Here is a 19,423-nt window from a genome sequence, read left to right on the forward strand (position 1 = left end):
TTGGGCCGGGCCCGACTGGCGGCCGGCGACTGGACGCGGGCCTCGGAACTGCTGCGCCGCGCCCTCGGCCTGTGGCGCGGCCCGGTGCTCGCCGACGTGAGCGACGCCGGGCTCACCTGGCCCGAGCTGGCCGCCCTCCAGGGCACCCGGCTCGCCGTCCACGAGGACTGCATCCAGGCCGAGTTGGCGATGGGGCGGGACCGCGAGCTGATCGGCGAACTGGAGTCCATGCTGGAGGCCGAGCCGACCCGGGAACGCCTGGTCGCCCAGCTGATGGTCGTCCTCTACAACTGCGGGCGCCAGTCCGAGGCGCTGGACCGCTACCGGCGCACCCGGGACCTGCTCGCCGACCGCTTCGGCCTGGAGCCCGGCCGCGACCTGCGACGCCTCCAGCGCGCGATCCTCAGCCACGACCCGGCCCTGGCGCTGCGGCTCACCACCGCCCCGGGCGGTGCGGCGGACTTCCCGCCCCCGGCCGGACCCCGGCCCGCGGCCGCCGCCCCGCAGCCGCCGCGCCCCCGGCCGGCCCCCGCCCCGCCCGCGCGCGCCGACGACCGCGCCGACGACAGCCGCGCCGACGACAGTGGCGCCGGCCGCGCCGGGACCGCCGCCGCCCCGGCCGCCGAGCACGCCTTCCGCGCGTCCTGGGAACGGGTCGAGCGGCGCGCGGCCAGCGTCGTCATGGTCCGCGCCCAGTGGACGGCCGACGGCGGCGCCCTCGCCCCCGAGCGCGTCGACCACGCCGTCAAGGAGCTGACCGCCGACATCCGGCGCGAGATGGCGCCCTTCGGCGGACACGTTCGCCGCGCCTTCGGCTCGGTGTGGCTGGTCGTCTTCGGCGTCCCCCGGGCCCACGAGGACGACGCCGAGCGGGCCCTGCGCGCCGCCCTCGCCCTGCACCGCCACTTCGAGGCGCCCGGACCGGCCGCCCCCGGGGCCACCGCGGCCGGACCGGTGCCCGGCAGCGGGGCCGCCGCCACCCGGCCGGTCACCCACCTCGTGGTCGGCACCGGCGAGGTGGTGGTCACCTACGACGACAGCGCGCCCGAGCCCGTGGAAGTCACCGGCGAGGTCCTGGACGCCTGCCACCACCTGCTGCTGCAGGTCCCCCGCGGGGAACTGTGGGCCGCCGACGCCACCGTCGAGACCGGCGGCGCCGACCTCGGCTTCGCCCCGGTCCCCGGCGTCCCCGGCGTCCACCGCCCCGCGCCCGCCCGTCGCGACGGCCGCGGGCCGTCCGGGCACCCCGCCGAACCGCCGTTCCTGGAGCGCACCCACGAGCTGAACCTGCTGCGCGGCGCCTACCAGGACAGCGTCCGGCGCCAACTGCCGTACCTGGTCACGGTGCTGGGCGAGCCCGGCATCGGCAAGACCCGGCTGATCGGGGAGTTCGCCGCCGCGCTGCGCGACGGCGCCGGACCGCCGGCGCCCCGGGTGCTCCACGCGGGCACCCCCGCCTTCGACGCCCACACCCCCTACGAGCCGCTGGCCGGCCTGGTCCGCGCCTACACGGGCATCCGCGCCGGCGCGCCGGCGGCCGTCGTCCTGCCCGCACTGACCAACGTCGTGCGCGGGCTCCTCCCGCACGCCGACACCGGACCGATCGTCACCGCGCTCGCCGCCTGCCTCGGCCTGCCCGCCCCGGCCGCCTCCGCCGAGGGGCCGGACGGCGGCGCCGTCCCACGGGAGGAAGTCCTCGGCGCGCTGCGGCAGTTCCTGGAGGAGGCGGCCGCCGAGCGCCCGCTGGTGGTCGTCCTGGACGACCTCCACCGCGCCGCCGACTTCGTCCGCTCCTTCGTCGAGGACCTCACCGTCCGGCTCGGCCCGGTCGCCCTGCTGCTGATCGTCGGCGCCCGTTCCGAACTGCTCCACACCAGGCCCTCCTGGGGGTGTGCCAAGCGCCGCTCGGTCCTGCTGCACGTGGCACCGCTGTCCACCGCGGCCACCGCCACCGTGATCGGCGCCGCCTCCGGCCGCCGCCACCCGACGCCCGCCGACGACCGCCGCGCGGCCCTCGCCGACGGCAACCCGCTGTTCGCCCAGGCCTACGCGCGGGCGGCGGACGCCGGCGCCGACCACCCGCCGGCCGTCCTCGCCGTCGCCGCCGCCCAGCTCGACGGCCTCGACCGCACCACCCGCTCGGTGCTGCGCGACGCCGCCGTCGTCGGCGGCACGCTGTGGCGCGGCGCGGTCGAGGCCGTCAGCCAGCGCGACCCCGAGGAGGTCGGCCGCGGCCTGGAGCTCCTGGAGTCGCGCGAACTGCTGCGCCGGGTGCGCCGCAGCGGCGTCCCCGGAGACGTCGAGTACGCCTTCCGGTACGCCGTCAGCCGTGATGTCGCGCTCGCCCAGCTGCCCGGCCGGGTCCTGGTCGAACGCCATCTGCGGGCGGCCGACTGGGCCGCCCTGCTGGACGTGCCCCGCCCCGGGCTGCTGGCCTTCCACCACGACCGCGCCATCGCGCTCGCCGAGGCGGACGGCACCCCGGTGGAGGCGATGGAGCGCCGTGCCTGGGAAGCCCTGGTCGGGGCGTCCGCCCGGGCCGCCGCCGCGGGCGACGACGCGCTCGCGGTCAGCTGTCTCGACCACGCCCTGGACCGCTGCCCGCCCGGGGAGCCCGAGCGGGTCTGGCTGGTCACCCACCACCGCCGCATCCGCGACAGCCTCGGCGCCCGCGTCCATCGCCGCCGCCCGGCCGTTACCGGCTGACCCCGGCGGGGACGGGCAGCGCCGGGGCGAGGTCCCGCACGCGTTCCAGCGAGCGGATCTTCTCCTCGACGTCGGTGACGTTGTTGGTCACCATCAGCTCGTCCGCGCCGGTGCGCTCCAGCAGGTCCGTCAGCGCCCGGCGGACCTCCTCGGCGTCACCGACCGCCTGGGTGCTGAGCAGCGCGTCGGCGGAGGCCCGCTCGGCCTCCGTCCACGGGTACGCCGCCGCCTCCTCGACGGTGGGCAGCGGCGCGATCGGCGAGGCGCCGTTCAGCCGCAGCACCGGGAACAGCGCCGGCGCCGTCAGCCGGCGCGCGTGCTCCGTGGTCTCCCCGCACACCGTGTAGGCGGTGACGATCGCGTGCGGCCGCTCGGCCCGGGCCGAGGGCCGGAAGCTCTGCCGGTACGCCCGCAGCGCCTCCTCGGTGCCGCGGGAGTTGAAGAAGTGGTGGGCGAACGCGTACGGCAGCCCGCGCCGGCCCGCGTCCACGGCGCTGCGCACACTGGCGCCCAGCAGCCACGGCCGGGGCGGCTGCGGCGGCTCCGGCAGGGCCTCCAGCCGCTGGTAGACGTGCCCGTCCGGGAACCCGCCGTCGACGAAGGCGAGCAGCTCCTCCAGCGCCGCCGGGAAGTCCTCGTCGGGTGCCCGGCGCAGCGCGTGGGAGAGCAGCGGGTCCGCGCCCGAGCGGCCGATGCCCAGGTCCACCCGGCCGGGGAACAGCGCGGCCAGCGTCCGGAAGGACTCCGCGACGGCGTACGGCGGGTGGTTGGGCAGGATCACCCCGCCCGCGCCGATCCGGATCCGGCTGGTCCGCTCGCCGAGCGCGGCCAGCAGGACGGCCGGCACGGAGCCGGCGATCCCGCGCGAGTTGTGGTGCTCGGCCACCCAGAACCGGGTGTAGCCCAGCTCGTCGGCGGCCGCCACCAGCCGGCGGGTGCCGACCAGGGTCTCGGCGGGGCTGCCGGCGGAGTCGATGGACGATATGTCGAGGACGGACAGCGGGACGGTCGGGGAACTGCTGGTCATGCGGGGGTGCTCCTTACTCGGGGTGTCACGCGTACCAGGTGGGGCGGGGGACTTCGCCGTGCAGGAGGTGGCGCCCCACCACGCGGGCGCGCCCCGGGTCGTCCTCGTGCACCCGTCGCGCCCGGGTGTCCCGCCAGTAGCGGTCCAGCCCGGCCGCGGCCTCGGCGCCGCCGGGGCAGGCCGCCCCGAGCACGCCGGCGGTGACCGCGTCGGCGGCCGCGCCGGCCTGCGCGGCCAGCGCCGCGACCCGGACGGCGTGCCGGCCGCGCTCCTCCTCGGTCACCGTGCGGCGCCGGGCGTGCAGGGCGTCCGCCTCGGCGCCGACGGCGTCGGCGAACGCCTCCACCGCCCACAGCGCGGAGGCCAGGGCGCCGTAGTGCCGGGCCGCGTCCGCGGCGGCGGCCTCGGTCAGCGGCGCCTGCGACCACTGCTCGCGGGCGTGCCGGGCGGCGGCGTCCAGCGCGCCCCGGGCCGCACCGATCAGCGCGTTGGCCTGGGCGAGCTGGAAGGCCGGGGTGAGGAAGGTGTTGTAGACCCGGGGCACGAAGGTCTTGTCGACGTGGCCGAGCGCCCCGGTCCACGGGATGTTCGCGCCGTCGGCGACCACCGTCCCGGCGGCCAGCGACCGCAGCCCGAACTCCTCGGCTCCGGGCTCGAAGGACAGCCCCAGGTGGTCGCTCATCGCGAGCGCGCTGATCGGGGTGTCGCCGTCCTCCAGGAAGCCCTCCAGGATGGTGATGTCCGACACCGGGTGGCCCAGGACGCGCTCCAGCCGCCCGTGGAACAGCATCTCGCGGCCGGTGTCCTGGATCACCAGGGGCGCCGAGCGGGGCTTCGAGGACCCGCTGTAGAACCACCGGGCCCGGGCCGACACCTCGGCGATGTGCTGGATCTTCTCGTCGGTGCCGATGAACTCGGCGATCGACACCCACACGTAGTGGTGGGCCAGCAGCTCGCCGACCGAGGCGTCGGCCGCCGCGACGGTGCGCACCACCCGGAACGCGGTGGACCAGTCCTGGCCGGCCCCGCCGTACTCGACCGGCCCCAGCAGGGTCACCAGGCCGGACTCCTTCAGCAGCCGGATCTCCCGCACCGGCGGGGTGCCCTCGCGGTCGCGCCGGGCGGCGCCGGGCGCCAGCAGCGCCGCGACCTCCTCGGCCCGCCGCAGCCACGCCTCGGCGGCCTCGGGGACGGCGTCCGTCGTCGTGTCAGTCATGTCTCCCACTTCGTGACGTGCTCGCCGTCCTGCCCGGCGACGTGTTCGGTGTCCTGCTCGGTGTTCCGCTCCGGGGCCTGCTGCGGGTCCTGCCGGGGGTCGTCGCGGCCGGTGACGTCGGCGCCGTGCGCCCCGCCCGAGCCGTCCGTACTGCCCGTACTGCCCGTACTGCCCGCGCCGTCCGCACCGTCCGAGCCGGGCAGCCGCAGGACGGCGTCCAGCAGGGCCCGGGTGTACGGGTGGGCGGGGGCCTCGAAGATCCGCTCGGTCTCGCCCTCCTCGACGACCGACCCGCCGCGCATGATCAGCACCCGGTCGGCGACCTGCCGCACCACGGCCAGGTCGTGGGTGATGAACAGCAGGGCGATGCCCCGCTCGCGCCGCAGCCGGTCCAGCAGCTCCAGCACCTGCGCCTGCACCGAGACGTCCAGCGCCGAGACCGGCTCGTCGCAGACCAGCACCTGCGGACGGCCCGCCAGCGCCCGGGCGATGGCCACCCGCTGGCGCTGACCGCCGGACAGCTGGTGCGGCCGGCGGGAGAGCAGCTCGGCCGGCAGGCCGACCTGGTCGAGGAGTTCCGCGCACCGCCGGGCCCGCTCGGCGCGCCGCAGTCCCGGCAGCGCCTCGCCGATGATCCGCGCCACGGTGAACCGGGGGTCCGCCGAGGCGTACGGGTCCTGCTGGACGAACTGGATCGCCGAGCGCGAGGCCCGGCGCCGCCGCTCCGGCAGCGCCGACCAGGGCCGCCCGTGCAGCAGCACCTCCCCGGCGTCGGGACGGGACAGACCCATCGCGACCCGCGCCAGCGTGGTCTTGCCCGAGCCGGACTCGCCGACCACGCCCAGCGCCTCGCCCGCCCGCAGGGTGAACCCGACCTCGTCGAGGGCCCTCGGCCCGCCCGGGGCGAAGGACTTGACCAGCCCGCGCCCGGTCAGCACCGGGGCCGCCTCCTCGGCGTCCGGTGCCCCGGTGTCCGGAGCCTCGGCCGGGGCCGGGGCCGGGGCCTGGGCGGGACGGGCCGGCGGGCGGCCCGAGGGCACCGCGTCCAGCAGCATCCGGGTGTACGGGTGCTCCGGGGCGGACAGCACCCGGCCGGTCGGCCCGCTCTCCACCACCTCGCCCCGCCGCAGCACCAGCACCCGGTCCGCCAACTGCGCCACCACCGCCAGGTCGTGACTGACCAGCAGCAGTCCCCGGCCCTCGTCCTTGAGCCGGCCGAGCAGCGCCAGGATCTGCGCCTGGACGATCGCGTCCAGCGCCGTGGTCGGCTCGTCGGCGATCAGCAGCGGGGCGTCGGCGGCCAGCGCGGAGGCGATCAGCGCGCGCTGGCGCAGCCCGCCGGAGAGCTGGTGCGGGTACTGGGTGCGTCGGGCCTCCGGCTCCGGCACGCCCACCGCCGTGAGCAGTTCCACCACCCGGGCGCCGACGTCCGGGCCGGCGGTGCCGCCGAGACGGGCCGCCTCGGCGATCTCGGCGCCGACGGTGCGCAGCGGGTCCAGCGCGGTCAGCGCGTCCTGGAAGACCACGGCGATCCGCCGGCCGCGCACCGCGCGCCACTGCCGTTCGCCGAAGCCGGTGGTGTCCGTCCCGGCCACCTCCAGGGTTCGGGCGGAGACCCGGGCCCTGGCGCCGGCCAGCCCGATGAGGGAACGCGAGGTGACGGACTTGCCCGAGCCGGACTCGCCGACCAGCGCCACGCACTCCCCGGGGCCGATGGCCAGTGACACCCCGTCCACGGCGGGCCGCGGCGCGCCGGGGAACGACACCCGCAGCCCCTCCACCCGCACGAGCGGGCCCGGCACCGGCGCACCGGTGTCCCCGGCCGTCGCCTCCGCACCGGTCGCTTCCGTTGTCGTTGTCGTCGTCATCGCACCGCCCTCAGCTGCAGCGAACGGCCGATCAGCGTGGTGCAGACCACCACGACCGAGACGGCCAGGCCGGGTGAGATCGAGATCCACCAGGCCGTCTGGAGGAAGTCCTTGCCGTCGGCGACCATCGAGCCCCAGTCCGCCTCCGGCGGGACGGGGCCCAGGCCGAGCAGGCTGAGCCCGGAGCCCGAGATGATGGCCGAGCCCAGCCCGATGGAGGCCAGCACCACCAGCGGGCCCCCGACGTTCGGCAGCACGTGCCGCAGCACCGACCGCCAGGCCGGCACCCCCAGCACCCGCGCCGCCTCCACGTACTCCGAGCGCAGCACCAGTCGTGCCTGGCCGCGCACCAGCCGGGCGTAGTGGGGCACCCCGGCGATGCCGATGGCGATCGCCACGTTGACCGTGCCGCCGCCCAGAACCGCCACCACCACCAGCGCGAGCAGCAGTTCGGGGAAGCCCAGCAGCACGTCCACCAGCCGCATCAGGACGAAGTCGACGCGCCGTCCGCCGCAGCCGGCGACCAGGCCGAGCAGCGCGCCGCCGCCCACCCCGATCAGCGTCGCGCCGACCGCGATCAGCAGCGACAGCCGGGTGCCGTGCACCAGCCGCGACCAGACGTCCCGGCCGAGCTGGTCGGTGCCCAGCCAGTGCTCGGCACCGGGCGGGCGCAGCGCCGCCGCGACGTCCGTCGCCGCGGGGGAGTGGGTGGCGAACACCCCGGGGAAGGCCAGGACGAGCGCCACCACGGCCAGCAGGACCAGCGGCGCCAGGCGGGCGGGCGAGCGCAGCAGCGCACCCCGGCGGGCGGCGGCCCCGGCCGGCCGGTCGAGGAGGGCGGTCACGGTGCTCATGCCGCTCCTCCCTCGCGCAGCCGGGGGTCGATCAGCGGGTGGAGCACGTCCACCAGGGTGTTGATGACCACGAACGCCGCGCTGGAGATGACCACCAGGGCGCTGACCACCGGCAGGTCGCGCGAGCCGACCGCGTTGGCCAGCACCCGGCCCAGGCCGGGCCGGGTGAAGATGTTCTCCACCAGCACCGCGCCGCCGAACAGGCTGCCCAGCACGAAGCCGGCCAGCGTGGTCAGCGGCAGCAGCGCGTGCCGCAGGGTGTGCCGCAGCAGCACCGCCGTCGCGCCCAGGCCGCGCGAGCGCGCGGTCAGCACGAACGGGCGGCCGTCGGCGCTCTCCAGCTCCTGGCGGATCACCTGGGCGAGCACCCCGGCCAGCGGCAGCGCCAGCGCCAGCGTCGGCAGCACCAGCGCCGCCGGCCCGTCCGCCCCGATCGAGGGCAGCGCGTGCAGCCGGTAGGAGAACACCGTCAGCAGGATGATGCCCAGCCAGAACGACGGCATCGACACCATCAGCAGCTCGGCGACACCGGCGGCAGCGCGCACCGCCCGGCCCCGGCCGGCCGTCAGGGTGGCCGCCAGCACCGCCAGCACCAGCGCGGTGACCAGCGCGGACACCGCCAGCTCGACGGTCGGGCCGAGCTGGCTGCCGAGCAGCCGCTCGATCGGCTCGTTGAGCTGGTACGACCAGCCGAGGCCGCCGCTCGCCAACCGGGCGAGCTGGCGGCCGTACTGGATGAGCAGCGGGTCGTTCAGGCCGTTCTCGGCGATCACCTGGTCACGCAGGGCCGGGGTGCCGGCGGCGCCCGGCCCGATCAGTCCGTCCACGATGTCGCCGGGGGCGAGGTGGAGGGCGAAGAACGTCACCGTGAGCGTCCCCCACACCACCACCAGCCCCGCCGCGAGCCGCCGGGCGACGAACCTGGCCCAGGGCGGCACGTGCCGGGCACTGTTCGACACCTCAGGCCACCCCGATGCCGTAGAAGTCGGTGTTGGCGTCGACGTCCAGGACCAGCCCGTTCACCTTGCCGTGCCGGGCGACGTCCATGGTGGCGATGTAGGCCGGGAAGGAGTACGCCTGCTCGACGATCTTCCGCTGGACCTTGCGGTACAGCTCGGCGCGCCGCTCGGCGTCCACGGTCGCCTCGGCCTCGTCCAGCCAGCCGTCGATCTCGGCGTCCTTGACCCGGCTGCCGTTCGCCCCGCCGCCCCCGAACTGGGACTTGGAGTGGTAGAGGCTGCCCAGCAGGACCGGGTCGGAGCCCTGCCAGGCGAAGGCGAACACGTCGTAGTCGCCCTTGCCGGTGCGCCCGATGGAGCCCGCGGAGTCCAGCGGCACCAGCTTCAGCTCGATGCCGACCTGCTTCAGCGCGTCCTGCACGCCCACGTCGAAGGTGTGGTTCTGGGCCGAGACGAAGGTCTGCACGTACGGCTGCTCGGCGCTGAGGCGCTTGCCGTCCCTGGTGCGGTAGCCGTCGGCGTCCCGCCCGGTCCAGCCGGCCTCGTCCAGCAGCTTCTCCGCCTTCTCCTTGCTGTACTCCCAGGCCGGCTTGGCGAACGACGGCTCGGCGCCGGGGGTGGAGGGCGCCAGCGGCCCCCAGGCCTGCTCGTACTCGCCCTGGAAGACGCCCTTGACGATCCCGGCGAAGTCGATGGCGTGCCGGACGGCCTGCCGGGTGCGCGGGTCGTCGAACGGCGCGCGGGCGGTGTTGAGGTAGTAGGTGTAGGGGACGCCGGGGACCGCCTTGCGGACCACCTCGACGCCGTTGCGGCCGCGCAGGCCGGCCAGCCGGTTGGCGGGGATCAGCTCGGCGGCGTCGACCTGACCGGACGTCAGGGCGCCGACCCGGGAGGCGTCCTCCTTCAGCAGCAGCACGACGATGCTCTCCAGCTTCGCCGGCCCCTGGTGGGCGGCGGTCGGCGGGGCCCAGTCGTAGTCGGAGCGGCGCTTGAACACCGCCTGCTGACCCGGCGTCACCGACTCGAAGGTGAACGGGCCGGTGCCGACGACGAACGCGCCGCCGGAGGAGAGGTCGCCCGCGTGGTCGCGCAGCGCGACGGGGGAGTGGAAGCCGAGGAAGGTGCTCCCCGCCGAGTTGAGGAACGAGGCGTGGGGGGCCGTCAGGTGCACGGCCACCGTGCGCGGGTCGACCACCTCGGTCTCCTTGTACGGGCCGAGCAGGCCGGCCGCCCGCTTGGACGCCGTCTTCGCCGCCGTGACGTGCTCGAAGTTCGCCTTCACCGCCGCCGCGTCGAACGGGGTGCCGTCGCTGAAGGTCACGCCGGTGCGCAGGGTGAAGGTGTAGGTGAGGCCGTCGGGCGAGACCGTCCACGACTCGGCCAGCCACGGCTTGACGGTCCCGTCCGGAGCGATCGCGACCAGCGACTCCAGCACCGGGCGCAGCAGCCGCCCGGTGACGGCGGTGGACGCGGCGTGCGGGTCCCAGCTGTCGGGTTCGACGGCGGCGCCGTAGCGCAGGGTGCCGCCGCCGGCGCTCTTCGCGGAGGGCGGGGCGGAGGAGTCGGAGCAGGCCGTGAGGACGGCGGGGCCGATGACGGCGGCGGCGGTCAGGGTGACCGGGAGACGGAGGAAACGGCGTCTGGTGTACATGGGTTCTTTCTCGATCCTGCGCGAGGCGGGGAACGGTGGGCGGCGTGAGGCCCGCCCACCCCGCGGGGGAGACGCTGATGGACCCGGCCGCGGACGATGCGACGAGTCTGCTGGCTCCGTCCGGATCCGACCCCCCTGACCGTCCCCCTAAGCGGGCCCTTTCCCGGGGCCCGCGGGTTTCGCGGCGGGATCCTCGTGGGTGTGCTCGGCCGGTGTCTCGGCCGACGTGTTCCGACGCGGTGTTCCGACGCGGTGCTCCGACGCGGTGCTCCGACGTGGTGCCGAGTGCGGTGCGGCCCCGGCGGCGGTACGCGCCGTCGGGGTGGTGCGGCCGTTCCGGGAGGCACTCCGGAACGGCCGCACGGGGACCGTCAAACGTGCGGTACGGGGGTGTCCGCAGACTTGAGGTCCGACTCGGGGGCGCTCTCGGCGCCGTCCGCGGGGCTGCGCAGGACGAAGGCGGCCACCAGGACGCCGACCGCCACGAACAGGGCGCTGAGCCCGTAGGAGAGGTGGAAGCCGCCGGTGAGCGCCGCCACCTTGCTGTCGCCCTCGCCGAGCAGCGTCGCGGTGCGGGAGGCGGCCACCGTGGCGAGCACGGCGGTGCCGATCGAGGCGCCGACCTGCTGGGTGGTGTTCACCAGGCCGGAGGCGATGCCGGCGTCGTTGGGCGAGGTGACCGACATGGCCTGGCCGATCAGCGCCGGCATGGCCGCGCCGAAGCCGAGGCCGAGCAGCACGAACGGCGGCACGATGTCGGCGAGGAAGCTTCCGTCGCTCGGCACCCGGGCCAGCAGCGCGAGCGCCGCGGCCACCAGCAGCAGGCCGACGACCAGCACCCGGCGGGGCCCGAACTTCTGGTTCAGCTTGACCGCGAAGCCCAGCGAGACGATCGCGATGGTGACCGGCGCGGGCAGGAAGGCGAGCCCGGTCTTCAGCGCGTCGTAGCCCAGGACGTTCTGGAAGTAGAGCGCGGTGCAGAACTGGTAGCCGAACAGGCCGGCGACCATCAGGACCATGATGCCGTTGGCGCCGGAGACCGCCCGGGAGCGGAAGATGTGCAGCGGCAGCAGCGGCTTGGCCGCGTACGCCTGGCGGACCACGAAACCGGCCAGCAGCACCAGCGAGCCGGCCAGCAGGCCCAGCGTGCGGGCGTCGCCCCAGGTGTACTCCTCGGCCTTGATGATCGTGTAGACCAGCAGCATCAGACCGCCGGTGGCGAGCACCGAACCGATCAGGTCGGCGCCCTCGCGCAGCCCCGCTCCCTTCCCGCCGGGCACCACGCTCTGCGTCAGCACGAGCGCCACCAGGCCGATCGGCACGTTGACGTAGAACACCCACGGCCAGCTGAAGCTCTGCGTCAGCACGCCGCCCAGGATCAGGCCCAGCGAGGCGCCGGCCGCGGAGACGAACGCGTACGCCGCCAGTGCCTTGGCGCGCTCGCCGGCGTCGGGGAACAGGGTGATGATCATGCCCAGGACGACGGCCGAGGCGAGCGCCCCGCCGACCCCCTGGACGAACCGGAACACCACCAGCGCCGTCGAGGAGGAGGACAGGCCGCAGGCCAGCGAGGCCACCGTGAACAGGCCCAGGCCCGCGCTGAAGACGCGCTTGCCGCCCAGCAGGTCGCCCAGCCGGCCGGAGAGCAGCAGCAGCCCGGCGAAGGCGATGAGGTAGGCGTTGACCACCCAGGCCAGGCCGGACTGGGTGAAGCCGAGGTCGGTCTGGATGGTCGGGAGGGCGACGGTCACGATCGAACCGTCGAGGATGATCATCAGGTTGCCGGTGCAGAGGAGCCCCAGTGCCAACCAGCGTGACCTGGAAGGCTGGAGGGACGGCGGGGCTTGCGTGGTCATCGGAGCAGTCCTTCGGGGGAATGGCCCGGGAGGGGCGCCCGGTGGCGCCCGCGCTCCCTGAGGGCACTTCTTGTTACAGCGACCATCATGTGTGACCATCAAGTCCACCGTAAGGAGGCACTTTCATGTTCCTGGGGAACAATGATGTGATCGAGGACATCGACGAGACCGGCGGCCTCGACGACCCGGCCCCCGCCCGCGAGGCGTGCACCGTCCTGGAGGCGCTCAACCGGATCAGCGGCAAGTGGGCGATCGGCATCCTGCTCAACCTCAGCCACGGCCCGGTCCGCTTCACCGAACTCGAACGGTCCGTACCCGGAATCAGCCGCCGCATGCTCACCCTGACACTGCGGAACCTCGAACGCGACGGACTGATCGAACGCACCGTCTACGCGACCGTGCCGCCCAAGGTGGAGTACCGCGGCACCGAGATGGCCGCCGAACTCTACGCCTCCCTCAAGGGCCTCACCGCCTGGGCGGAACGCCACCGCGACGCCATCGCCCTCTCACGCGACTCCTACGACCGGGAGCAGCTGGCGGCGGGCACCGGAGACCTCTGAGGCCCGGCCCTCCGCTACGCGAAGGGCGAGCCCGTCATCACGCTCGACGGGCTCGCCCGGGTACTGCACGTCGACCGGCAGGAGATCGCCGGCCGGGTCCTGACCCCAGCCGTTCGGCGCGGCGGCGCCCGAAGAACTGCCGGATGGAGCAAGGACGTTGGTGGCAAGCAGGGCTCGGCCTGACCGCCACGATCCCGGGCTACGTCAGCTTGTAGGCCATCTCGGCGAGCTCGAGTGCCTGGCGGAGCGTGTCCTCGTCCGTGATCTGCACGCTCACCCGGTAGGCCCGGTGGCCCTTGGGGACGAGATAGGCGTCCGGTGCGATGCCGTGAAGGGTCGCGGCGTCGCTGTCGTAGTTGAGCCGCAGGTTGACCACGCCGGTGTCGGCGTAGACGTACGCGAACCCGCCGAGCTGGCTTCCCTGCCGTCGCAGGCGCAGGTAGTCGCTGTAGTCGAGGGGTTCTCCCTCCTGGTGGGTCTTCCGCTTGACCCCGTGCAGCGCGGCGTTGGGCCACGACGTCGTCTCCTCGAGGAACGAGACGAACTGCTCCGCGGCGGGGTTCCGGGTCAGCATCTTCCTCACCTCCGCCTGGCCCTCGGCCGCGAGGCCGGGAATCGGCAGCGACTGCCGGCTGCCCCCTACCGGCGCGTCCTCCCCTGCGCTTGGACGGCTGGCGGGCGTCGGGCCCACTCCCATCGCGGCGATGAGCTGCCTTCCCACGTCGGACGCGTCCAGCTCTTCTGCCGTGCCCTCCACCTGGATGAACGTGACCTTCACTTCAACCCCTCCCTGAGTTGCATCGGTACATGGAAAGTAGCATCAACTCCCAATGTATGAAATGTACTTAGGAGGCCCTGGAGTAGGAGGTGCCGGGTGCCGGAATGGGTCTTCGTCGTGCGCCCGAGGCTCCGGACCAAACCGTCCGTTCCATGAGAACCTCCAGCCACGCGACGACCGAGGCCGGTTCGCGTACGGGAGGGCGTCGCCGAGTATGTCTCCTACACCTACCGCGGCGGGGCCGGCCCCGCGGATCCGGCCGGTCGGGTGCGGTCCGGGGCGCGGCGGATCAGCCGTTCCCGGTCCTCAACCGTCTCGTCATGAAGCCCACAAGCCTTCTGCTGGGCCTGTCGGTTGTGCATCCTCGCTTCGATTGTCACGCCGGAGAGGAGTTTCAGATGAGCCGACCCGGCCAGGGCCGCCTTGCGCTGACACACCACGCCTGATCATCCCTTCTGGAGGGACGATCAGGCGTCAGCGGGGATCGACTCGGCAGCATGCCTGGTCAGACCGTCGATCGTTTGAGGCAACTCCGAAGGCTGCTTCAGCTGTGTGCTGTTCTGGGGATGTGATGTCCGAACGGGTTTCCTGCGGGTGGGACCGGGTCCGGCGGGGAGGCTTCGAGCACCGCCCGGGCGTCGGCGAGGGCGGCCTCCAGCTGGTCGCGGAGGGGCTCGGGGAGGGTGGCGGAGCCGAGTGCGCAGGCGGCGAGGGCCTGTGCGAGTTCGGCCGTCCGGCCGGTTCCGAGGCGGTCGCGTACACCGGGGTGGGCGAGGAGGTCGCGCAGTGCGTAGCCGTCGCCCGTTTCACCCGCTCGGTGGGAGAGCTGCTCGATCAGGTCTCGGGAGGCGGGGGTGTCCGGGCCGGTGGTGTCGATCGCGGTCAGGGCGAGGCGGGTGGTGAAGACGGCCAGGCCCTCATCGGGTTCGAGGGCGAGGCAGTGGTCGATCGCGGTTTCGGCGGCGGGCCGGTCGCCGGGGTGGCACAGGGCGGTGAGGACGGCGGTGACGGCGTTCTCCCAGGGCGCGCCCGGCACGGTGTCGGCCAGCAGGGCGAGGGCGCCGGGAAGGTTGTCGGCGGTGATGCGGGCGAGGACGGCGACCTGGCGGCCGTCGAGGATGCGCCGGCCGATGCCGCGGTGCTGCTCGATGTGGCGCAGGGCGGCCGTCCAGCGGCCGGCGGTGGTGAGGGCGCGGGTGCCGTCGGCGATGAGGACGCGCCACAGCCACCGGCGGACTTCGTGGCGCTGTTGGTCGGTCTCGGTGAGGCGAGCGGGGATGGTGATGCCGTCGAGGGTGGTCTCGGTGGCGGTGGTGACGGCGTGGTAGAGGTCGAGGAGGAGCTGGTGGCCGTGCTGGTGGTGGCCGGCGCGGATGTGGAGGCGGGCGAGGTTGACGACGGGTTCGAGGCCGTGGATGGCGCTGGTCGCGGGGAGCAGGCCGTGGGTGAGGTGGAGGGCGGCGTGGCGGTGGCAGAGCTCGCGGGCGTAGCCGGGCAGGGCGAGGTCGGAGGCGAGGAGGGCCGCCTGGTTGAAGACGGTGGAGGCGAGGCCCGGGTCGTTCTGCCGGGAGGCCGTGTCGGCCAGCTCGCAGAGCCGGTCGACACGGGCGGTCAGGGGCAGGCACGCGGGCCGGTGGCGGGCGACCAGCGGGAAGCGCTGGGCGATCGGTCCGGTCGGGTGCATGCGGGCTACTCCCAGATGACGGTGATCGGGTGGTGGGGGCGGTCCATGACGAAGCGGCCGGCGGCCGGGTCCGCGGTGGCGGGGGTGTCGGGGAGTTCGAAGCGCGGCCTGCGGCTGCGGTAGCCGGTGTTCCAGGTGCGGATCTGGTCGGTGACGAGGTCGGCGAGGGCGGCGCCCGTCGGGCCGTGGCCGATGACGCCGGTCTCGTAGGTCTTGCGGCCGTCGGTGTCGGGTGGGCCGGGGCGCAGGGTGAGGTAGGCGAGGGAGGCGGCGTCCACGGTGGCCATGGCGCCCCAGCCGAACATCGGGTTCACGCCGCGCTCGCGGGCGTTGCCGGTGACGCCCATCCGCATCAGGGAGTTGGGGAGGGTGAGGGCGAGCCACAGGTCCTGGTACTCGTAGGTGGTGCCGGCCGGGATGGTGACGCCGGTCCAGACGTCGTGGCGCTCGGTGTCGAGGACGCCGAGCAGCAGGTCGGCGTGGACCGCGTCGCTCTGGTCCTTGTGGACCTGGAGGGTGACGTCGCCCTGGTGGGTCAGGGCGACGGTGCGGCGGGCGTCGTCCATGCTGCCGCGCAGCGGCATGAAGACGGCGAGCTGGTCGTCGACCGACACCCAGCCGTTCTCTCCGCGCTCGAAGGCGATGGTGCGCGAGGCGGTGCCGCGCAGGCGCAGCGGCAGGACGATCCGCCCGGTGGGCTTGACCTGCCGGAGCCAGGCGGTGGGCATCTCGTTGCTGCTCACCGTGGCGATGATGCGGTCGAACGGGGCGCCGTCGGGGTGACCGAGCGCGCCGTCGCCGAGGACCACGTCGGCGTTGGTGATCCCGGCGTCCGCGAGGTGCTTGCGGGCGCCGTCGACGAGGTCGTCGTCCACGTCGACGGCGACCACGTGTCCGTCGGGGCCGACGATGGTGGCCAGGTAGGCGGCGTTGACGCCGGTCCCGGCCCCGGCCTCGAAGACGCGCTCGCCGCGCCGGGCGCCGAGCTGCTCCAGCATCAGGGCGACGATCGCGGGCTGGGAGGCGGCGCTGACCTGGGTGCCGGACCCGTCGGTCTTGGTGTAGGTGGGGTTGTCGGCGTAGGCGGCCTCCAGGGGGAGGCCAGGCAGGAAGCGCTCGCGGGCGACAGTGCGGAAGGCGGTCTCGACCGCCTCGGTGCGGATGGCGCCTTGATCGAGCAGGCGGTCGGTGAGGTCGTCGCGCAGCTGCTCGACGGGGGTGGCAATGTTGTTGCTGAGAGTAGTCACGTGGGCGACCCTAGTGGTTGTGCGGATGGTGGTCTGCGAGGGCACGAGACCCTCGCCGGAATGGAAGACAGCGTCCAACGCGCGTGTAGCAGTGGCGGATTGGTGCTCGACCGGCAGGCCGGCGCGGTTTGCGTGGAAGATCATCAGGTGGGCGAGGACGGCGCGCAGTCCGCGGGTGAGATGGCCGTCGCGGGCCAGGCGGAGGAGGTCCTGTCCGGTCTCCTCGAAGGCGTCGACCCAGTCGGTGTGTCCGGCGAGCGGTTCACCGGGGCGGGTGAGGCGGCGGGTGTCGAGGGTCATGAGGCGGCGCATCCTGGTGGTCAGGGCGGCGGCCCGTTCGGGTGCGAGGGGTGGAGGCGCGGGGCGTTCGGCGGCGAACTTTGCCCAGACGTCACCCTGTTCATACCAGTCGAGGCCGGCGGAGCGGAGCATGGCGGAGACGAGCACGACTAAGGTCTCGGTCCGGCCGAGTGCGGGCGGGTCGGGCTCGGCGGTACGGGCCATCAGGTGCCGGCTGTCGGTGTGGAAGAGCCGGTGGGCGATCTCCATGGCGTCGGGGCCGCCGAACGCCTCGGTTTCCGGTTCGTAGATCACGGTGGCCCAGCCCGTGAGGAGTCCCTCCTCGGCGAGCACGTCGAGGAGCGCGGTGATGACGAGGGCGGGGTCGGCGGCGCGGTAGCGCAGTCGCAGCCCCTTTTTGCGCATGTACCACCAGCCGTTCAGCGCGCCGGAGTTCTGGCCGTAGGCGAGGACGGGGGCCAGGCGGTGGGCGGTGATCTGTTCGACGGTGGCGGGGTCGGCGAAGGTGAGGTCGTGCTGGATCCAGCCGGTGGTCATCGAAACGGTCCTTGGTCAGGCGGTCAGGAGACAGGCGTCCCAGCGGGTCGCAGGCGCGGCGCCGGTGGCGGGGGCGAGCAGGGCGAGGGCCGTGCCGGCCGCGCCTGCGAGGAAGGCGGGGCCCGCCGTCGCCAGGAGCCGGCGTGCCTGCGTGTCGGGGTCGGTACGGGGCGGGTGGGCGGTGTCGAGGAGCAGGGCGGCGGCCGAGCGCAGCCGGACTGCGTTGTGTGGGAGGGCGTCGTCGGCAGCGCGGTGCGCGATGTGGGCGAGACCGGCGTAGCCGTGGCAGACGGACAGGTCGGTGGTCGCGGCGAGCGCCTTCGGGTCCGCGAGCGCGCTGGCGAGGTCGGTTTCGGCCTGGTGGCGCAGGCGTTGGTCGCCGAGGGCGAGGGCGGCGAGCTGCTGGACGCGGGCGAGGCCGGCGGTGCCGTAGCACCAGCTCGGGCGCTGCGGGGGCAACGGGCCGCGGGCGACGGCGTCCAGCTGGCCGCGGGTGATCCAGTACGGCCAGGCGTGGCCGTCGCGCCAGCGCTCCAGCCAGGCGGTGATCGTGCCGATCGCCTGGCGCTGGCCGTCGACCTGCACACCGCGGCGTAGAGCCAGGGCGAGCAGGGCGAGGGGACCCGCGATGCCGTGTGCGAGGCCGTTGTTGGCGTGCCCTCCAGGGAACCGCTCGTCGGGCCTGCCGGAGGGGCCGTGCGGGGCCCACCAGCCGGGCAGCAACCTGCCGTCGTGCTCCACGTCATCGGTCAGGCGGACCAGGCAGCTGAGGACCCGCCGGACGGTCTCGCCGTCGGGGGTACGGTGTAGGAGGACGGCGCCGATGCCGGCCAGTCCGCGGATCGCGTCGAACTCGGCCAGCGCCGGCAAGTCGCCGCGATCGAGCCGGGTGAGGGCTTCGTCGCAGCGCCTGGTGGCATCGGCCGCCACAGCCTGGTCGAGGTGGGCGAGGGCGCGCTGGTAGGAGCAGGGGCGGGCCTGGGCAGCGCAGGCGAGGGTGTGCGCGAGTGCGGGAGCACCGTAGTACAGGTAGCTGTCAGCTCCGCTCGTGACCGGAGCGTCGGCGGCGACCGCGAGCCAGGCGCGTACCGGTTCCCACGGGCCCCGGCCGGTGGCGGCGCGTTCGATGTGGAGCAGGGCGACGCCGGGGGCGCCGTGGGCGAGGGACTGGCGCCACTGCGGGCGGGACGACCAGGCGGACGCTACGGCCTCGGGGTCGGCGAGGAGTTCGGCGATCCGGTCGGACAACCGCAGAGAAGGGTGAGGGATGGTCACCGGTCACCGTCCCGCGACAGGCGGGCGAGGGCGGCGGCGCGGGCCAGGTAGAGGACCTGGGCCTCGTCGTCGAAGTCGATGCGGTGCGCGCGGACGAAGCTGCAGTGCAGCAGGGAGCCGAGCACGTCGTCTGCCTGCACGCCTTCGGTGTGCGAGCCGGGGAAGAAGCAGCGGTAGGAGTCGAGCGCCCGGTGGCGTACGGACCAGGCATCCACGATCGCGGCCCCGCCGGGCGCCGTGCGTAGCGCAGCCCAGTCGTGGGCCGGGTCGGCCAGGCGCACGGCTTCACGGAAGACCGGCCTGGGCACGGGGGCCGGCGCCTGGGCGGGGACGTTGTCGACGAGCCAGCGCAGCCCGGCGGCGGCGGAACCGGTGAACCCGGTGGCCACGGCGACCGTGTGGGCGGCGAGCAGCGCCTGCCGACCGGGCCGTGCGGGCTGGGACAGTTGGGCGAGGACGGCGGCGGAGTCGGCGCGGAACACCTCTTCCGCCGCGGCCCATGCCGGGCCCTCGCCCCAGCGTCCGGTCTCCGTGTACGAGGTCGGGTACACGACCTCGGACAGCAGCCCGGCCTGGTGGAGTTCGGCGGTCCAGGTGCTGATCACGCTGGCGCTGGAGCCGAAGTCGCTTGGGTCGGGCAGGGCGACGCGCAACCGCAGGTGCTGGCGCGGGTCACGGAAGCGCACGAACCACCACTCCGGGTGCCCGAGTCGCTTCAGGAGGTCGGGCAGGTGCCGGGCGAGGACGGTGTTCTGGCGTTCCAGGTCGCCGTAGAGGGAGGCGAGGAGCACGCGGGAGGTGCCGGGGGCGTCGCCGTGGCCCCGCTTCAGGACGCGGGCAGGGGTGGGCTTGGGCAGGCACGGCCAGGCCGGGGCGTGGGTGGCGGTGACGGGGACCACGATCTC

14 protein-coding genes are annotated in these 19,423 nt (G+C 74.5%); 2 read left to right on the forward strand and 12 right to left on the reverse strand.

The genetic code is table 11. The features are described from left to right. On the forward strand, positions 1–2,706 hold the full coding sequence (locus ACFVXH_RS18305; RefSeq protein WP_387824832.1) for a BTAD domain-containing putative transcriptional regulator: 2,706 nt from the start codon (positions 1–3) through the stop codon (positions 2,704–2,706). On the opposite strand, the gene ACFVXH_RS18310 is transcribed toward ACFVXH_RS18305, so the two are convergent. The 7 genes from ACFVXH_RS18310 to ACFVXH_RS18340 all read right to left on the reverse strand — a co-directional run bounded on the left by ACFVXH_RS18310 (position 2,696) and on the right by ACFVXH_RS18340 (position 12,137). Further along, positions 2,696–3,733 (reverse strand): LLM class flavin-dependent oxidoreductase, encoded by a 1,038-nt coding sequence (locus ACFVXH_RS18310; protein ID WP_049660901.1) that lies wholly within the window; start codon positions 3,731–3,733, stop codon positions 2,696–2,698. The two genes, ACFVXH_RS18305 and ACFVXH_RS18310, sit on opposite strands and share 11 nt — an antisense overlap. 25 nt (positions 3,734–3,758) lie before the next feature. After that, entirely contained in the window at positions 3,759–4,949 is a 1,191-nt protein-coding gene (locus ACFVXH_RS18315; protein ID WP_074003436.1) for an acyl-CoA dehydrogenase family protein, read from the reverse strand. Further along, the gene (locus ACFVXH_RS18320) at positions 4,946–6,817 is read right to left on the reverse strand and encodes a dipeptide ABC transporter ATP-binding protein (RefSeq protein WP_380740623.1); all 1,872 of its coding nucleotides are present in this window, start codon (positions 6,815–6,817) and stop codon (positions 4,946–4,948) included. The genes ACFVXH_RS18315 and ACFVXH_RS18320 overlap by 4 nt, the downstream gene beginning before the upstream one ends. Continuing rightward, complete coding sequence (locus ACFVXH_RS18325) at positions 6,814–7,671, reverse strand: ABC transporter permease (RefSeq protein WP_074003434.1); 858 nt, start codon at positions 7,669–7,671, stop codon at positions 6,814–6,816. The genes ACFVXH_RS18320 and ACFVXH_RS18325 overlap by 4 nt, the downstream gene beginning before the upstream one ends. Then, entirely contained in the window at positions 7,668–8,630 is a 963-nt protein-coding gene (locus ACFVXH_RS18330) for an ABC transporter permease (RefSeq protein ID WP_387824837.1), read from the reverse strand. The genes ACFVXH_RS18325 and ACFVXH_RS18330 overlap by 4 nt, the downstream gene beginning before the upstream one ends. 1 nt (position 8,631) lies before the next feature. Continuing rightward, positions 8,632–10,281: an ABC transporter substrate-binding protein gene (locus ACFVXH_RS18335; protein WP_074003433.1), complete on the reverse strand. Its 1,650-nt coding sequence runs from the start codon at positions 10,279–10,281 to the stop codon at positions 8,632–8,634. A gap of 371 nt (positions 10,282–10,652) precedes the next feature. Then, the gene (locus ACFVXH_RS18340; protein WP_387824840.1) at positions 10,653–12,137 is read right to left on the reverse strand and encodes an MFS transporter; all 1,485 of its coding nucleotides are present in this window, start codon (positions 12,135–12,137) and stop codon (positions 10,653–10,655) included. 125 nt (positions 12,138–12,262) lie between these two features. Here ACFVXH_RS18340 and ACFVXH_RS18345 point away from each other — a divergent pair, with 125 nt between their 5' ends. Next, the gene (locus ACFVXH_RS18345) at positions 12,263–12,697 is read left to right on the forward strand and encodes a winged helix-turn-helix transcriptional regulator (RefSeq protein ID WP_387824843.1); all 435 of its coding nucleotides are present in this window, start codon (positions 12,263–12,265) and stop codon (positions 12,695–12,697) included. A 199-nt stretch (positions 12,698–12,896) separates the two neighbouring features. On the opposite strand, the gene ACFVXH_RS18350 is transcribed toward ACFVXH_RS18345, so the two are convergent. The 5 genes from ACFVXH_RS18350 to ACFVXH_RS18370 all read right to left on the reverse strand — a co-directional run bounded on the left by ACFVXH_RS18350 (position 12,897) and on the right by ACFVXH_RS18370 (position 19,417). Continuing rightward, a complete protein-coding gene (locus tag ACFVXH_RS18350) occupies positions 12,897–13,475 on the reverse strand; it encodes a hypothetical protein (RefSeq protein ID WP_387824846.1) in 579 nt (192 codons plus the stop codon). A 544-nt stretch (positions 13,476–14,019) separates the two neighbouring features. After that, positions 14,020–15,159 (reverse strand): hypothetical protein, encoded by a 1,140-nt coding sequence (locus ACFVXH_RS18355; protein ID WP_387824848.1) that lies wholly within the window; start codon positions 15,157–15,159, stop codon positions 14,020–14,022. 5 nt (positions 15,160–15,164) lie between these two features. Beyond that, positions 15,165–17,243 carry a methyltransferase, FxLD system gene (fxlM, locus tag ACFVXH_RS18360; RefSeq protein WP_387824851.1) on the reverse strand — a complete coding sequence of 693 codons (2,079 nt, stop codon included), beginning with the start codon at positions 17,241–17,243 and terminating at the stop codon, positions 15,165–15,167. A gap of 15 nt (positions 17,244–17,258) precedes the next feature. Beyond that, entirely contained in the window at positions 17,259–18,518 is a 1,260-nt protein-coding gene (locus tag ACFVXH_RS18365; RefSeq protein ID WP_387824854.1) for a lanthionine synthetase C family protein, read from the reverse strand. Further along, on the reverse strand, positions 18,515–19,417 hold the full coding sequence (locus ACFVXH_RS18370) for a thiopeptide-type bacteriocin biosynthesis protein (RefSeq protein ID WP_387824988.1): 903 nt from the start codon (positions 19,415–19,417) through the stop codon (positions 18,515–18,517). The genes ACFVXH_RS18365 and ACFVXH_RS18370 overlap by 4 nt, the downstream gene beginning before the upstream one ends. Positions 19,418–19,423 lie beyond the last annotated feature (6 nt).

The organism is Kitasatospora sp. NPDC058184 (genome assembly GCF_042883725.1).
In the GTDB taxonomy this organism is placed as follows: Bacteria; Actinomycetota; Actinomycetes; order Streptomycetales; family Streptomycetaceae; genus Kitasatospora.

Excerpts from the sequence above, each read along its gene's own strand:
- ACFVXH_RS18310 (WP_049660901.1), bottom strand. The coding sequence starts at position 3,733 with ATGACCAGCAGTTCCCCGACCGTCCCGCTGTCCGTCCTCGACATATCG.
- ACFVXH_RS18315 (WP_074003436.1), bottom strand. The coding sequence starts at position 4,949 with ATGACTGACACGACGACGGACGCCGTCCCCGAGGCCGCCGAGGCGTGG.
- ACFVXH_RS18320 (WP_380740623.1), bottom strand. The coding sequence starts at position 6,817 with ATGACGACGACAACGACAACGGAAGCGACCGGTGCGGAGGCGACGGCC.
- ACFVXH_RS18325 (WP_074003434.1), bottom strand. The coding sequence starts at position 7,671 with ATGAGCACCGTGACCGCCCTCCTCGACCGGCCGGCCGGGGCCGCCGCC.
- ACFVXH_RS18335 (WP_074003433.1), bottom strand. The coding sequence starts at position 10,281 with ATGTACACCAGACGCCGTTTCCTCCGTCTCCCGGTCACCCTGACCGCC.
- ACFVXH_RS18340 (WP_387824840.1), bottom strand. The coding sequence starts at position 12,137 with ATGACCACGCAAGCCCCGCCGTCCCTCCAGCCTTCCAGGTCACGCTGG.
- ACFVXH_RS18345 (WP_387824843.1), top strand. The coding sequence starts at position 12,263 with ATGTTCCTGGGGAACAATGATGTGATCGAGGACATCGACGAGACCGGC.
- ACFVXH_RS18355 (WP_387824848.1), bottom strand. The coding sequence starts at position 15,159 with ATGCACCCGACCGGACCGATCGCCCAGCGCTTCCCGCTGGTCGCCCGC.
- fxlM (WP_387824851.1), bottom strand. The coding sequence starts at position 17,243 with ATGACCACCGGCTGGATCCAGCACGACCTCACCTTCGCCGACCCCGCC.